The following is a 14,919-nucleotide window of genomic DNA, read 5'->3' as shown; positions in this document are numbered from 1 at the left end:
TGTTGCCGCATCGCTGATACCTGTCTGGTGGTTACCAGCCTAATTTTAGACTGCGTTTGACAGTCAATTTTGGAGAGAACCCCGCAATGTCGTTAAAAGGCCGCATCCACTCCTTCGAATCCTGTGGCACCGTTGATGGCCCCGGTATCCGCTTTATTGTTTTCTTCCAGGGCTGCCTGATGCGCTGCCTGTATTGCCATAACCGCGACACCTGGGACACGCACGGCGGGAAAGAAGTCACCATAGAAGAACTGATGACCGATACCGTCGCTTATCGTCATTTTATGAATGCTTCCGGCGGCGGTGTCACCGCGTCCGGCGGTGAAGCCATTCTGCAGGCGGAGTTCGTGCGCGACTGGTTCCGTGCCTGCCACCAGGAAGGCATCAGCACCTGTCTGGATACCAACGGCTTTGTGCGCCGTTACGATCCGGTGATTGATGAGTTGCTGGACGTTACCGATCTGGTGATGCTCGATCTGAAGCAGATGAACGATGATATTCACCAGAATCTGGTGGGGGTTTCCAACCATCGTACGCTGGAGTTTGCCCGCTATCTGGCCAAGCGTAATCAGCGCACCTGGATCCGCTACGTGGTGGTGCCAGGCTGGTCAGACGACGATCAATCAACGCACTTGCTCGGTGAATTCACCAAAGACATGACCAATATCGAGAAGATCGAGCTGTTGCCTTACCACGAGTTGGGCAAGCATAAATGGGTGGCGATGGGCGAGGAATACAAACTGGACGGCGTCCGCCCACCAAAAGCCGACACCATGGATCGCGTTAAAGGGATCCTGGAAAGCTACGGCCATAAAGTGATCTATTGATCGGCATTGGTTGGTTCGAAAAACCGGCGCTCATGCCTAATGCCGGTCAGTTAAGCGCAAAACTGCATAATCATGCGCAATGGCTAAAGGAGTCGCCCCGTGGGAGAGGGCCGGGGTGAGGGGCTTGTAGTGCGGTGTTCGTCCCCTCACCCTAACCCTCTCCCCAAGGGAGAGGGAACTGGTTAGCCTTAACTGACAAGCATTACGCTCATGCCGGTTTTTTATTTTCAGGCCGCCAGCGGTGTCTGATGACGATCTGGCTTTCTCAGCAACATCAGCAAGTAAATCAACGCCACGGCGGCGATCGCCACAAACAGCAGCCGATCGGAATAATTCTGCATCAGCATAGAAGTCATTGATGGCCCCAGCAGGCTGCCGATGGTGTAGCTCATCAGCAGCGCCTGATTCATCGCCACCAGCTCATGCGGCATTACTTTTTCACAGGCCCAGGACATGGCGACCGGATAAAGGGTAAAACCGGCACAGCCGAGGATAAACAGCGTAGGTGCCATGGCATAGTTACCCAGCATCGCGATGCTGGCGAGGATCACCACAAACACCTGAATGCGTAATACCAGCAGGCGACCATAGCGATCGGCCATCCGCCCTACCGGCCATTGCCCAACAATCCCCGAACTGACCAGCAGCGCCATCCAATATCCCACGTTGGCATCGCTCATGCCCTGATGAGCCAGATAAAGTGGCATCAAACCGTACAGTGAACCGAGCAACATGCCAGAGATAATACAGCCATTGATCCCCAGCCGCGCGCTGCGGCGCTTGAACATTGGCCAAACGGCAATCTGCTGCGGTTCGTCATCCTGGTTGTTCACGCGGGCAAACAGCATCGGTAACATGGCCGCGATGACAATCGCCGTCACCCAAGGCACTACATTCAGCAGTTCGGTAGACACCATGCCCAGCAACAATTGCCCGGCCACCGTCCCCAGATAATAAACCATCATATAGGCTGCCAGCAGTTGGCCACGGTTGCTCAGATTACCGCTGCGCAACAGGGCACTTTCGACGATCACCCAGATCAACGCGCACCCTACCCCGGCAAAAAAACGCCAGCCCATCCAGCTCCAGAAGTCGAGAGACAGCGCCATACCGGCAGTCGCTACGGCAAACACCAGGCAGGAAAAATGGTAACTGCGGGTAAAACCAATGCGTTTGATCAGTTTGCCCGCAATCAGCGTGCCGACCAGGTTGCCGGTAAAGTAAGAAGAACTGACCATCCCCACTTGCCAGGTTGACAATTGAGCATGAGTTAACCAAAGGGGGACTAAGGTATTCAACACGGCAATAGAAACCGTGAGCAACAACAGGCCGCAGAGCAATAACAGCACTGGGCGGGAATATGCGGACATAGTGAATTTGAAACCGAACGCGCTAAGAGTGCGCGCATCATGCCACTGGCGATAAAAAAGTCAATCGGTGGCTAAGTGATAACCGCACAATATGTTTGGTCATGCGCGAAATCTGCGGTTACGCCTGTTCGGGTAACGATTTCTCACCGAGCGGGGAAAGCGAAATATGCCCGTGGAAACAGGATAGCTTGCATAAGCCACAGCCGTTGCAACGCTCGCTGTCGCACTGCAATTGGCGATCGCCAGCGGCAGAAATGCCGAAAGCCAGCGCCTGCTGCGGGCAGTTAATCGTACACATCCGGCAGCTATCCTGCCGCCCCAGGCAGCTCAGGCTGATCTGCGGGCGCAACAGGGTATCGCAGGGCATTTGCTCGCGCAGCGCTCCCGTTTGGCAGGCTGAGGTACATTTCCGGCAGGCATCGCATTCGGTAAAATCGATGTTCAACGCGGCCTTACCCTGATCGACATGTAATAAACCATACGGACAATGGTTCACACAGGCACCACAGCCATCGCACAGCGCGCTGAATAACGGTTCGGGCACTGCCTGCGGCGGACGAGCCACCGCAGGCAGTGTCAGAGGTTCTGGCTGGCGTTTACTGCGATCCATCCAGCCCGTCAGCAACCTGCGCCGGCTAGTGCCTTGCGGTGTCAGTTGCTGATTACTTTTCATCAGAAATACAGATCCCGCGTAGCTATTGGCGCTGGGCAATCTGCCGCCCAAGCGGCCAGCGTGACTTGCGCCAACTGTGCCAGCCCCTGGTAGAACGGATGCCCGGCGTGTTGCTGCAACAGCTCCAGATAACGTGGTGCCCACGGCAGCAGATGCTGTGCCAGCAGCCCACTCACCATGGCCTGCTGGTGCTCTTCCGCCAGCCAGGCCGCCATCATCAGCAACGTCCCGATATGGTCTTCCGGCTCATTATGCTCGCGCTGTGCTTCGATGCCATTCGCCCGCAGCCACTGGCGTAAACGCAGCGTCGAGTCACCAAACAGCACGCTTTCTTTATCCAGATATACGGAACCCCAAGGTGGCGCAGGTAACGCATAAGGGCCAACAAACAGGCGTTGATAAGCGTCTGCCAGCGTCTCCGGCTGATCTTCTGCCATCCCCTCAGCGATCAAGGCAGCAGCCTCCTCGCAGCCTTCATACGGCCATTCCACAGCCCACTGTGGATCCTGCAATGTCGCCAGTAATGGCTGGCTCTCTTTGCTCTCCGGTGGTGCATACAGCAAAATACCCAGCACTCGGCCGGTTAACGCGATTTTCTCAAGCATCATAACTAGGGCTTCTCCAGAGGCGCAGCACGCTGCGCCCAGGTTAAACGTCAGCCGGCAACTGCCATGCCAACGGTCATATGCAGGCCGTAGAACACACCACGGCCAATCAACTCACCGGCAAAGACTAACACAAAGCCCAAGGTCAGCCCCATCACACCCGCATTGCCACGGCGCAACAGCGGACAAATCCAGCAACCCAGCCCCAACACCAGCAATACCAACCGCCAAACCATCAGTTGGCCGTATTGTGGGATCAGTGCCGAAGCTTGTTGTACCGAGCTGCTGATCGTCGCCAGTTCACTGCCTTGCAACAACGCAGAACAAAGGCTGAGCAACAGCGCCAGCACGCTCAGCATCACCAATTGGTAACGCCCAGCAACCTCCAGCCCGGCAGCGCGCAACAGCAACACGCCCAGCAACGGCCCACCGATCAGTACCGACAGGAAGAAGTTAAGGGTGGTGTAGCCGTTATGCCAGGTCGGTACCGTATCGATCTGGTAGACGCGAGTCATAGCATAGACAAACAGCAAGCCCAGTATCATGGTCACTGCCAGCCACATTTTCCCCAACGACTGCGGCAGTTTTTTCAGCACGGCCAACAGCCAGTACAGGCCACCTACCGCAAAGAACAGCGCACCGCTGGCAATTTCGTTGCTCAACGCCGAAGCACCAATGCGGTTTAGCGAGTTGAAAGCGCGCAACGGCGTTCCTAAGTGCAGCACCGAAGCAACAAACGCAATGCCCATCAGCAGCCATAGGAAAAACATCGTGCCATGTACCGCTTTGCTCTGACGATCGGTCAGATTCCCGGCGATCAACGCTAGCCCCATGACTATCAAGCCGCCCACCACGAACTGCCCTAATACGGTGAACACCATCAGCGGCCATTCATGCCATCCCATACCCATTTTAAACCTCCTTCGGATTGGCCAGATGGCCAGTAGTGTCACCACTTGGGCGGCTGTTGGCGTTCGGTTTCAGCACGATACAAGGCTTGGTGAAATGGGCTGCCGGTAACGGAGCCACTTCAGCCAAAGTGCCATGCTGTTTGCGCAGTTCGTCGATTGGGCCAAAATCCAGCGCACGTAACGGACAAGACTCCACGCACACTGGTTTTTTCCCTTCGGCAACGCGCTCATAGCAACCGTCACACTTGGTCATATGGCCTTTTGCCGCATTGTACTGCGGTGCGCCATACGGGCAGGCCATGTGGCAGTAGCGGCAACCGATACAAATCTCTTCATTGACCACCACTAAACCGTCTTCGCGCTTATGCATCGCCCCGCTTGGACACACCTTGGTACAGGCAGGATCTTCGCAGTGGTTACAGGCGATCGACAGATAATAGGCAAACACGTTCTGGTGCCAGCTATCGCCGTCCTGCTGCCAGTCCCCCCCGGCATATTCATAAATGCGGCGGAAGCTGACGTCCGGCGTCAGGTTTTTATAGTCCTTACAGGCCAGCTCGCAGGTTTTGCAGCCGGTGCAACGACTTGAATCGATAAAGAATCCATATTGCGTAGTCATCAGCTACTCCTTACAGTTTGGCGACCTGCACCAGGTTGGTATGAGAAGGGTTCCCTTTGGCAAGCGGCGAAGGACGCTGGGTGGTCAGTACGTTTATACTGCCAGCATGATCGATACGGCTGCCGTCTGGCGAATACCAGGCCCCTTCCCCCAGCGCGACCACGCCCGGTAACATACGCGGCGTTACCTTGGCGTTAATGCGCACCTCGCCGCGATCGTTGTAAATGCGGATCAGGTCATCGTTAGCAATACCGCGCACGCTCGCATCAATCGGGTTGATCCACATTTCCTGGCGGCAAGCGGCTTTCAGCACGTCCACATTGCCGTAGGTGGAGTGAGTGCGCGCTTTATAGTGGAAACCGGTCATCTGTAGCGGATACTTGCTGCTCAACGGATCGTCGAGGCTTTCAAAACCTGCCGCGTAGATCGGTAATGGATGTATTACGTCGTCTTTTGCCAGCTCCCAGGTAGCCGCCAGTTTCGCCAGCTCAGCGGAATAGATTTCGATCTTGCCGGAAGGTGTGGTCAGCGGGTTGGCCTGCGGATCGGCACGGAACGCTTTGTACGCCACATGGTGGCCATCGGGATCGCGCTGTTTGAAGATCCCCTGCTGCAAGAACTGTTCATAGTCAGGCAACGCCGGGATTTTCTGGCGGGATTGCTGGTAAAGATGGCGCAGCCACTCTTCCTGAGTGCGGCCTTCGGTAAACTCCTGCTCAACCCCCATACGGCGGGCGATCTCGCTGGTCATGTCGTAAATATTCTTGCATTCAAAACGCGGCTTGATGGCCTGATCGGCAAAAATAACGTAGTCCATATTGCCGCTTGAGGCATCCAGGCAAAAATCCCGCTGTTCGGAAGCGGTGCAATCCGGCAGTACTAGGTCAGCGTATTTTGCTGACGACGTCATATGGTTGTCGATCACCACGATCATTTCGCACTTCTTGTCGTCCTGCAAAATATCGTGCGTCCGGTTGATTTCCGAGTGCTGATTAACCAGGCAGTTACCGGCATAGTTCCAGATAAACTTGATCGGCACATCCAGCTTATCCTTGCCGCGCACCCCATCGCGTTTGGCGGTCATTTCCGGCCCGCGCAGGATGGCATCGGTCCACAGGAACATCGAGATGCTGGTTTTCACCGGGTTTTCCAAGGTCGGCATCCGCACGAACGGCAAACCGTAAGACCCTTCACGCGCCCCGCTGTTACCGCCATTAATCCCTACGTTACCGGTCAGAATTGGTAACATGGCAATAGCGCGGGAAGTCAGTTCGCCGTTGGACTGGCGCTGTGGCCCCCACCCTTGGCAGATATAAGCCGGTTTCACACTGCCGATTTCACGCGCCAACTGGATGATGCGAGCGGCCGGGATACCGGTAATCTGCTCGGCCCAGGCGGGCGTTTTTGCCACGCCGTCTTCACCCTGGCCCAGGATATACGCCTTGTAGTGGCCGTTAGCTGGTGCACCGGCAGGCAAGGTTTTCTCGTCATAACCGACGCAATATTTATCCAGGAAAGGTTGATCGACCAGATTTTCAGTAATCAGCACGTGCGCCAACCCGGCCACCAGTGCCGCATCGGTGCCGGGGCGGATCGGTATCCAGTCATCTTCGCGCCCGGCGGCGGTATCGGTATAACGCGGATCAATAACAATCATGCGCGCATTCGAACGCTCACGCGCCTGCTCCAGCAGATAGGTGACGCCACCACCGCTCATACGGGTTTCACCGGGGTTGTTACCGAACATAACCACCAGCTTGCTGTTTTCGATATCGGTCGGGCTGTTGCCATCGGCCCAACCACCGTAGGTGTAGTTCAGGCCCATGGCAATCTGGGCCGTGCTGTAGTCGCCATAGTGGTTCAGATAACCGCCACAGCAGTTCATCAGGCGAGCAATCAGCGTAGCGCCCGGCGGCCAGGAGCGGGTCATGGTGCCACCCAGCGTCCCGGTACCGTAGTTCAGGTAGATGGCTTCGTTGCCATAATCTTTGATGATGCGTTGCAGGTTATCGCCGATCAGCGTGAAGGCTTCATCCCAACTGATGCGTTTGAACTTGCCTTCACCCCGTTTGCCCACCCGCAGCATCGGATATTTCAGACGATCGGGGTTGTACACGCGGCGGCGCATCGAGCGCCCACGTAGGCAGGCGCGCACCTGATGCAGTTCTTCGTATGCATCGTTGCCGGTGTTGTCGGTTTCGACATATTTGATTTCGCCATCGACAACGTGCATACGCAGCGGGCAACGGCTGCCGCAGTTTACCGTACAGGCGCTCCACACTACTTTCTCATCGGGTGGCGTGGTGGCAGGGGTCGTTGAAGAGGTTTCAGCACCCGCTTGGCGGCTGAACGGCAGGGAGACCCCGCCAACGGCGAGTGCAAGCCCACCGATAGCGCTGTTCTTAACCAGTTCTCGCCGCGAGCACCGTAGGCCGGGCAATGGTTTTTTTTCGGATTCGCTCATATTTGTTTCGCTCTGGGTTGCTTCAGTTAGCCATTGGTATGGCAACAAGAAAATCTGCAATCAAAGGGTTACGGAATTCTGAAAGCAGATCGGCTTCAAACACGCAGGCGAAAGCGTTTTTATAGTGGCCTGCGAACAGCGAAACTATCCTCCTAAAGAGGTAGTTTCACTTTGTTCACAATCAATAATTCGTTGATATAAATGGCCTTAGTGATAATGATTTTTATTTCAAACTCTATTGGACTGAATTTGGAGGGGCACTATCGAGGAAGGATTTTTTGGATGCTCAAGCAAAAAAAGCGCCCAAAGGCGCTTTTCGATCGGGCTCAGAACCGTTTGTTAGCCGATATATTCCAGGCCACCCATGTAAGGGCGTAATACTTCAGGCACCTGAATGCGGCCATCGGCCTGCTGATAGTTTTCCAGCACGGCGACCAAGGTACGGCCTACGGCTAAACCAGAACCGTTCAGCGTATGCACCAAGCGCGGTTTCTTCTCGGTTTTGCTGCGGCAACGAGCCTGCATGCGGCGCGCCTGGAAATCCCACATGTTGGAGCAGGAAGAAATTTCACGATAGGTATTCTGCGCGGGCAGCCACACTTCCAGATCGTAAGTCTTGCATGCACCGAAGCCCATATCACCGGTACACAGCAGCACTTTGCGGTATGGCAGATTCAGCAACTGCAACACTTTTTCAGCATGGCCAGTCAGTTCTTCCAACGCCGCCATGGAGTCTTCCGGGCGAACAATCTGCACCATTTCGACTTTATCGAACTGATGCATACGGATCAGACCGCGCGTGTCGCGGCCGTAGGAACCTGCTTCGGAACGGAAGCACGGCGTATGCGCCGTCATCTTCAGCGGCAGATCGTCTTCGTCGAGGATCTCGTCACGCACCAGGTTGGTCACCGGCACTTCCGCCGTTGGGATCAGCGCATAGTTGCTGCTTTCTGACTCTTCTTCCAGCGGCTTGGTGTGGAACAGGTCTTCACCAAACTTAGGCAATTGACCGGTACCGTACAGAGTCGCGTGGTTTACCAGATAGGGTACGTAGGTTTCCAGATAACCGTGCTTTTCGGTATGCAGATCCAGCATAAACTGCGACAACGCACGGTGCATGCGGGCCATTTGCCCTTTCATCACCACAAAGCGCGCACCGGTCAGTTTTACCGCAGCGGCAAAATCTAAACCACCGGCCATTTCACCTAGTTCAACATGATCGCGCACGGTGAAATCATATTGACGCGGTTCGCCCCAGCGGAAAACTTCCAGATTTTCGCTGTCGTCTTTACCGTTAGGCACGGCATCGTCCGGCAGGTTTGGCAAGATCAGGGCGTAATCACGGATCTCGTTCTGCAGCTTATCCAGCTCGGCTTTGGCGGCATCCAGCTTTTCACCCAGTTCGTTCACTTCGCGACGCAGTGGCTCGATATCTTCACCGCGCGCTTTGGCTGCGCCGATGGATTTCGATCGGGAGTTACGCTCTGCCTGCAGTGTTTCAGTTTCTACCTGCAGAACTTTACGGCGTTCTTCTTGCGAACGCAGCAGGTCCAAATCGAGTTTAAAGCCTCTGCGAGCCAGTTTTACGGCGACTGCGTCTAGCTCATTACGCAGCAAATTGGGATCGAGCATGCTAATCCTGTGCTTGTTGTTATTGAAAGAGAAATTGTTGTTTTATGCGGCAACGTTAAAGCCACATAAAAAGAAGAGTGATACCCGTTAACCTTACCGCAACGGCAACGCTAGCGGTAGCGTTTTGTCTGGCTATTTTGATCCTGCTCAGCGAGCCATGCCAACTTTTCACCGATTTTGCCTTCCAGCCCGCGCGAGCTCGGATGATAGTAGCGGGTAGCCGCCATTTCCGGTGGGAAATAGCTCTCACCAGCCGCATAGGCATTGGGTTCATCATGGGCATAGCGGTATTCCGCCCCCAGCCCCATTTCCTTCATCAGCTTGGTCGGTGCATTACGTAAATGCTCCGGCACGTCGTAATCCGCCATCTCTTTGGCATCACGAACTGCGGCTTTGAACGCGGTGTAAACCGCATTGCTTTTCGGCGCACAGGCTAGGTAGACGATCGCTTGGGCGATCGCACGTTCCCCTTCCGCAGGCCCGACGCGAGTGAAACAGTCCCAAGCGGCAATTGCTACCTGCATGCCGCGAGGATCGGCATTGCCGACATCTTCGGAAGCAATAGCCAACAGGCGGCGCGCCACATACAGCGGATCGCCCCCGGCGGTGATAATACGTGCATACCAGTACAGCGCTGCATCCGGCGCTGAACCACGCACCGATTTATGCAACGCAGAGATCAGGTCGTAATAGCGATCGCCTTTATTGTCGAAGCGTGCGCTGCGTTCACCAGAAACCTCTTTCAGCAATTCCGGCGTTAATACCCGCATTCCCTGAGCATCTATTTCGGCCATATCAGCCATCATTTCCAGGCTGTTCAGCGCACGGCGAGCGTCACCGCCCACCAACTCCGATAGCATGCGCTTGGTGTCTTCCGGCAGCACCACGTTCTGGCCGCCAAAACCACGGCCGTTATCTTTCATGGCCTGATCCAGCACCTGGCAGATATCCTCAGCGGTCAGCGCTTTCAACAGGTAGACGCGAGCACGAGACAACAATGCCGAATTCAGCTCAAAAGAGGGGTTTTCCGTGGTGGCACCGATAAAAGTGATGGTCCCGTCTTCAATATGCGGCAAGAAGGCATCCTGCTGGCTTTTATTGAACCGGTGCACTTCATCGACAAACAGAATGGTACGGCGGCCAGCATCACGATTTTGCCGCGCGCGTTCGATCGCTTCGCGGATTTCCTTGATACCGGAAGTGACCGCAGAGATCCGCTCAACGTCCGCCTGGCCGTAACGGCCAATAAGTTCTGCCAGCGTGGTTTTCCCGGTTCCCGGTGGGCCCCACAGGATCATCGAGTGCAGTTGCCCGGCTTCAATCGCCCGAGGCAAAGGCTTACCCGGTGCCAGCAAGTGCTGCTGGCCGATGTACTGCGCAAGCGTTGTTGGCCGCATACGCGCGGCCAAGGGTTGGAATTCATTGTGGGAAAAATCGAGTGACAGATTACTCACGCAGACCTCTACTTGCGCTGGTCATCCAGCGTTACCCCCTTCGGCGGGGTAAATTTGAATTTGGCGGCATCAACGCTGCTATTCTGCTGGCTTTTTAGCTGGTAATCACTGCGTTGGCCGTCTTGTTCAACTGCGGTAAAACTCTTGATCGTACCGCTGTTGGTGACTGTGATCGCAAACTGCTTTAGGTTGCCACTGCTGGCTTTTGGCGTCAGCTCAAAATCATCGCCTTTTTGCTTAACGTGGTACTGTTTCCAATCGTTGGCATTATTACGGGTAATCAGCATAAACGGCGTGTTGCCAGTGGCATTATTCAGCCAGGTAGCGGTAACCTGCTCAACAAACGGGTTATAGAACCACAGGGTTTCGCCGTCAGAAACCAGCACACTCTCATCCGGAGAAGTCATATGCCAGTTAAACAGGTTCGGGCGTTTTACCCACAGCTCACCTTCCCCTTGCTGCACCGCAGCACCGTCACTGCTGGTCACCGATTGGGAGAAACTGGCGTGGAAACTGTTCACTTTCGCCAGGCGATTTTGCAGATCCTGAGAGGCATCCGCCAGCACTGACGTGGACGCAAAGCCTGAAAGCAGGCAACAGGCAACTAACAGTTTTTTCATTATTCCAGATACCTTATGAAATTCATTTACCGCAGGGCAGTGCCACACGGGTCAAATAACCTTTAACGTTCACCACTGTACCTGAAGCCCTGAACGGGCTACCAGAACAATACCCCGAGAAATTCACGGGTTTACGCTTCTTTGCACAAGGGCCGCTAAAGCGGCCCTTTATGATTTCTACAACGGGTAGATATCAGCTATCAATCATGACGCGGCGGAGCCAATACTTCGCGGTTGCCGTTATGCCCCTGCTCGCTGACGATCCCCTGCGCTTCCATCTGTTCGATGATACGCGCAGCACGGTTATAACCGATGCGGAACTGACGTTGTACGCCGGAAATGGAAGCGCGGCGCTTGTCCACCACAAACTCCACGGCCTGATCGAACAGCGGATCCAGCTCTTCATCACCGTCCAAGCCGCCACCCGCACCACCTTCGCCTTCGTCACCACCGCTGAGGATACCCTCTTTGTACTGCGGCCGTTCACGGGCTTTCCAATCTTTCACTACCGCATGCACTTCCTGATCGCGTACAAAAGCGCCGTGCACACGTACCGGAATGGAGGAGTTAGGTGCCAAGTACAGCATATCGCCCATCCCCAGCAAGGATTCAGCACCACTCTGATCGAGAATGGTACGGGAGTCGATCTTACTGGAAACGGTGAACGCAATACGCGTTGGAATGTTCGCTTTAATCAACCCGGTAATGACATCCACCGACGGACGCTGCGTTGCCAATACCAGGTGGATACCCGCAGCACGCGCTTTCTGCGCCAGGCGGGCGATCAGCTCTTCCACTTTTTTACCGACCGTCATAATCAGGTCAGCAAACTCATCCACCATCACCACGATGTAGGGCTCTTTTTCCAACATCGGCATCACGGTGCCCATGCTGTCTGTCGGTTTCCAGAACGGATCTGGAATCGGCCTACCCATGGCTTCGGCCTGATCGACGCGCTCGTTATAACCCGCCAAATTGCGCACGCCCAGCGCAGACATCAGCTTATAGCGACGCTCCATCTCGGCGACACACCAGCGCAACGCGTTGGCCGCATCTTTCATGTCGGTGACCACATCGGTCAGCAGATGCGGAATACCTTCATAGACCGACAGCTCCAGCATTTTCGGGTCGATCATGATAAAGCGCACTTCTTTTGGCGTGGCTTTATACAAAATACTCAGGATCATGGCGTTGACCCCGACCGACTTACCGGAACCGGTGGTCCCGGCCACCAGCAAGTGCGGCATTTTGCCCAGATCGGCCACCACCGGCTGACCGGAAATATCTTTACCCAACACGATTGCCAACGGCGACGGATTATCACGGAATGCCGGGCAATCCAGCACTTCTCGCAGATACACCGTCTGACGCTTGGCGTTTGGCAATTCGATACCCACGTAAGGTTTACCTGGGATCACCTCAACCACGCGCACCGCCGAAGTTGACAGCGAACGCGCCAAATCGCGTGACAGATTGGAAATACGTGCGGCTTTTACGCCTGGAGCCAGGTCCAGTTCGAAACGTGTAATCACCGGGCCAGGCAGAATATCCACAACGTCAGCCTTGACCCGATAATCTGCCAAGCTGGCTTCCACCAGACGGGCTTTCTGCTCCAGCTCAAACGAATCAACCGGCTCCACCTCTTTCGGGGCTTCAGTCAGCAGATCCAGCGTAGGCAATGGCGTCGTCGGCTTTTGCAGCGGCTGATCGTTACGCATCAGGAACGGGTGGATCAGGCTGTCCATTGCGGGCGCGGCAGGTTGCTGCTGCGCCGGGGGTTGATAAGACTGTTGCGGCTGATAAGCAGGTACAGATGGCGTTTGAGGCCGTGGTGCCTGATAAGCGGGCGCTTCTGGCTCAAACTGACCGAAGGGCACATCATCTTCTCTTTCGCTTTGCAGCTCGATACGTTCTTCAAGCTGAGGCGACAGGGTGAATAACGGCTCTTTTGGACCATCATCAACCAGATCTGCCATCGGTGAGAAACTGAAGGCCTGGCTGGTGTCAACAGGGCGCGAGACTGGCGCGGGTTCAGACAGCGTATTCTCTTCACCATAGCGTGCCTGCTGTTGCTGCGCAAAAGCCTGACCGAGAGCCGCTTCCTGCAAAGCGCTTTCATCATCATGCTGATATTCTTCGCCATAGCGCTGGTTCTGCTGCTCGGCAAATGCCTGGCCCAGTGCAGCTTCCTGCAAAGCCTCATCTTCCGGCAAATCGCTGGCAGACTGCTGCAAAGGTTCTTCGCTGCGATGACGCTGCTCCTGCTCTGCCATGCGCTGCGAAGGCAGTTTGATGCCATAGGAGGCCAGTTCACGCCGAGTGGGGATACGCACCGGATTCGGACGCGGCAATTCAGGGCCAATGCCTTGCTTAATCTGAGAATTACCGTCGCTGGTGGCGGTAAATGCTGGCATAAAGGTATGGTTAACCACACTGGCTACGCTGGTTGCCGTAGCGGATGGTGGTTTTACTGCACCAAAGGAAGGCGCATCGGCGCTATCGCTAAACCCGGTTGAACCACTGAAACCAACGTGATCACGCTGTGCGGCAGAAAAATCAAACGGCGACTGCTCACGCGGCGGCGCAACAGATGACTGCCAATCCCCCAAGCGCGGCTCATCGTCCTCCTGATAAGGATCTATCATGCGCGTCGTTTTCGGTGCGGGTGTTTCTTCCGGGAGCTCAAACGAATAGAGCGGCGGTGTGCTCTGCTCTGGCACTGGGCTCAACGGATGCTGATTGATCGAAGCAGGTGCTACGGGTGCAGCCGTCACCGGAGCCGGAGTGGCTACTGGCATATCAACCACCGCCTGCACAGGTTCATCAGCAGGAAGTTCGTCATCGATGGCGCGCAAACCACTCAAAAGTGGATCTACTTCATCTTGTTGCGCCATTTCACTGACCGAAGGCGCAGAGAACAGCACGTCATCTTCGTCCGCCACAGCGGCTACGACGGTGCTCTTAGCATCTGGCTCTGACTCATCAATCAATCTGTCGTCGTCATCGTAATAACGATCGTCACGACGTGAACGGTTGGTCATGAAAGTGGCTGTTCCCAGTACCACCCCACCGATTTTTTCAGCGATAACCAACCAGGACCAGCCGGTGAACAGCGTTAATCCCACCGCCCAAATGCCCAACAGCGCCAAGGTGGCACCAATGCCATTGAACCACGGCAGCATGGCATTGCTCAGCAAACTGCCAATCACACCACCAGAGGCGAAATAGTAGAGATCGTCGACATTCAGTGCTGCCAAACCACAGGAGGTTAGCACCAGCGCCAAGGTACCGATCAGGCGCAACGACAGCGCAAAATAGTCAATATAATCATGATTGCCGCGCTGACGGAACCCAGCCCAGCATAGAATGAACATGATCGGCGGTATCGCGTAGGCGAGTACTCCGAAGGTGAAGAACAGCGTGTCGGCCAACCATGCGCCAACACCGCCGCCCAGATTATGGATCGGCTCGTGCCATGCAGTTTGCGACCAACTGGGGTCAGAAGGATTGAAACTGACCAGTGCAGCCATAAGGTAAACGGCAAAAATCGCTACCACGATCGACAAAGCCTCAAGCAAACGCTGCCCGCTGCTGAGCCTCTTCAGGGTAACTTCTTTATCTTCTGTGTATTCCTGGCTCAAGAAAGGCTCTCCAGGTTCCTGTTAGCTGGCATAGTAACAGCGCCGAGAGGCTTCCTCGGCGCCGAAACTGTATGGATAAACAGGAGTATAACGAATTTAATCA

General features: G+C 55.2%; 11 protein-coding genes. 1 reads left to right on the top strand and 10 read right to left on the bottom strand.

The genetic code is table 11. The annotated features are described in order from the left end of the window. Positions 1-86: 86 nt before the first annotated feature. The gene (gene pflA, locus ACX1CU_RS08670; RefSeq protein WP_459402167.1) at positions 87-827 is read left to right on the top strand and encodes a pyruvate formate lyase 1-activating protein; all 741 of its coding nucleotides are present in this window, start codon (positions 87-89) and stop codon (positions 825-827) included. Positions 828-1,054: 227 nt separating this feature from the next. Here pflA and ACX1CU_RS08665 read toward each other — a convergent pair whose 3' ends face one another. The 10 genes from ACX1CU_RS08665 to ACX1CU_RS08620 form a co-directional block, all read right to left on the bottom strand. Continuing rightward, positions 1,055-2,197: an MFS transporter gene (locus ACX1CU_RS08665; protein WP_459402166.1), complete on the bottom strand. Its 1,143-nt coding sequence runs from the start codon at positions 2,195-2,197 to the stop codon at positions 1,055-1,057. Between the two features lie 118 nt (positions 2,198-2,315). After that, positions 2,316-2,870: a ferredoxin-type protein NapF gene (gene napF, locus ACX1CU_RS08660; protein WP_459402165.1), complete on the bottom strand. Its 555-nt coding sequence runs from the start codon at positions 2,868-2,870 to the stop codon at positions 2,316-2,318. Continuing rightward, a complete protein-coding gene (dmsD, locus tag ACX1CU_RS08655; RefSeq protein ID WP_459402164.1) occupies positions 2,870-3,478 on the bottom strand; it encodes a Tat proofreading chaperone DmsD in 609 nt (202 codons plus the stop codon). Before dmsD ends, napF begins: the two co-directional genes overlap by 1 nt. 47 nt (positions 3,479-3,525) lie before the next feature. Continuing rightward, positions 3,526-4,386, bottom strand: coding sequence for a DmsC/YnfH family molybdoenzyme membrane anchor subunit (locus tag ACX1CU_RS08650; RefSeq protein ID WP_459402163.1), 861 nt, complete (start codon positions 4,384-4,386; stop codon positions 3,526-3,528). Position 4,387: 1 nt separating this feature from the next. After that, the gene (locus tag ACX1CU_RS08645) at positions 4,388-5,005 is read right to left on the bottom strand and encodes a DMSO/selenate family reductase complex B subunit (protein WP_459402162.1); all 618 of its coding nucleotides are present in this window, start codon (positions 5,003-5,005) and stop codon (positions 4,388-4,390) included. Between the two features lie 10 nt (positions 5,006-5,015). Next, a complete protein-coding gene (gene dmsA, locus ACX1CU_RS08640) occupies positions 5,016-7,469 on the bottom strand; it encodes a dimethylsulfoxide reductase subunit A (protein WP_459402161.1) in 2,454 nt (817 codons plus the stop codon). Positions 7,470-7,808: 339 nt separating this feature from the next. Continuing rightward, complete coding sequence (gene serS / locus ACX1CU_RS08635; protein WP_459402160.1) at positions 7,809-9,101, bottom strand: serine--tRNA ligase; 1,293 nt, start codon at positions 9,099-9,101, stop codon at positions 7,809-7,811. Positions 9,102-9,211: 110 nt separating this feature from the next. Continuing rightward, complete coding sequence (locus ACX1CU_RS08630; protein ID WP_459402159.1) at positions 9,212-10,555, bottom strand: replication-associated recombination protein A; 1,344 nt, start codon at positions 10,553-10,555, stop codon at positions 9,212-9,214. A gap of 8 nt (positions 10,556-10,563) precedes the next feature. Beyond that, complete coding sequence (lolA, locus tag ACX1CU_RS08625) at positions 10,564-11,175, bottom strand: outer membrane lipoprotein chaperone LolA (protein ID WP_459402158.1); 612 nt, start codon at positions 11,173-11,175, stop codon at positions 10,564-10,566. Positions 11,176-11,375: 200 nt separating this feature from the next. After that, complete coding sequence (locus tag ACX1CU_RS08620) at positions 11,376-14,816, bottom strand: DNA translocase FtsK 4TM domain-containing protein (RefSeq protein WP_459402157.1); 3,441 nt, start codon at positions 14,814-14,816, stop codon at positions 11,376-11,378. Between the last annotated feature and the right edge of the window lie 103 nt (positions 14,817-14,919).

The organism is Serratia sp. D1N4, from assembly GCF_054552755.1.
The sequence above is the reverse complement of the archived record's forward strand: the minus strand, read 5'-3'. Positions and strand labels throughout refer to the sequence as shown.

Bases quoted from the DNA above. Each gene is read 5' to 3' on its own strand.
- ACX1CU_RS08645 (WP_459402162.1), bottom strand. From the start codon at position 5,005: ATGACTACGCAATATGGATTCTTTATCGATTCAAGTCGTTGCACCGGC.
- napF (WP_459402165.1), bottom strand. From the start codon at position 2,870: ATGAAAAGTAATCAGCAACTGACACCGCAAGGCACTAGCCGGCGCAGG.
- pflA (WP_459402167.1), top strand. From the start codon at position 87: ATGTCGTTAAAAGGCCGCATCCACTCCTTCGAATCCTGTGGCACCGTT.
- lolA (WP_459402158.1), bottom strand. From the start codon at position 11,175: ATGAAAAAACTGTTAGTTGCCTGTTGCCTGCTTTCAGGCTTTGCGTCC.
- dmsD (WP_459402164.1), bottom strand. From the start codon at position 3,478: ATGATGCTTGAGAAAATCGCGTTAACCGGCCGAGTGCTGGGTATTTTG.
- dmsA (WP_459402161.1), bottom strand. From the start codon at position 7,469: ATGAGCGAATCCGAAAAAAAACCATTGCCCGGCCTACGGTGCTCGCGG.
- serS (WP_459402160.1), bottom strand. From the start codon at position 9,101: ATGCTCGATCCCAATTTGCTGCGTAATGAGCTAGACGCAGTCGCCGTA.
- ACX1CU_RS08650 (WP_459402163.1), bottom strand. From the start codon at position 4,386: ATGGGTATGGGATGGCATGAATGGCCGCTGATGGTGTTCACCGTATTA.
- ACX1CU_RS08665 (WP_459402166.1), bottom strand. From the start codon at position 2,197: ATGTCCGCATATTCCCGCCCAGTGCTGTTATTGCTCTGCGGCCTGTTG.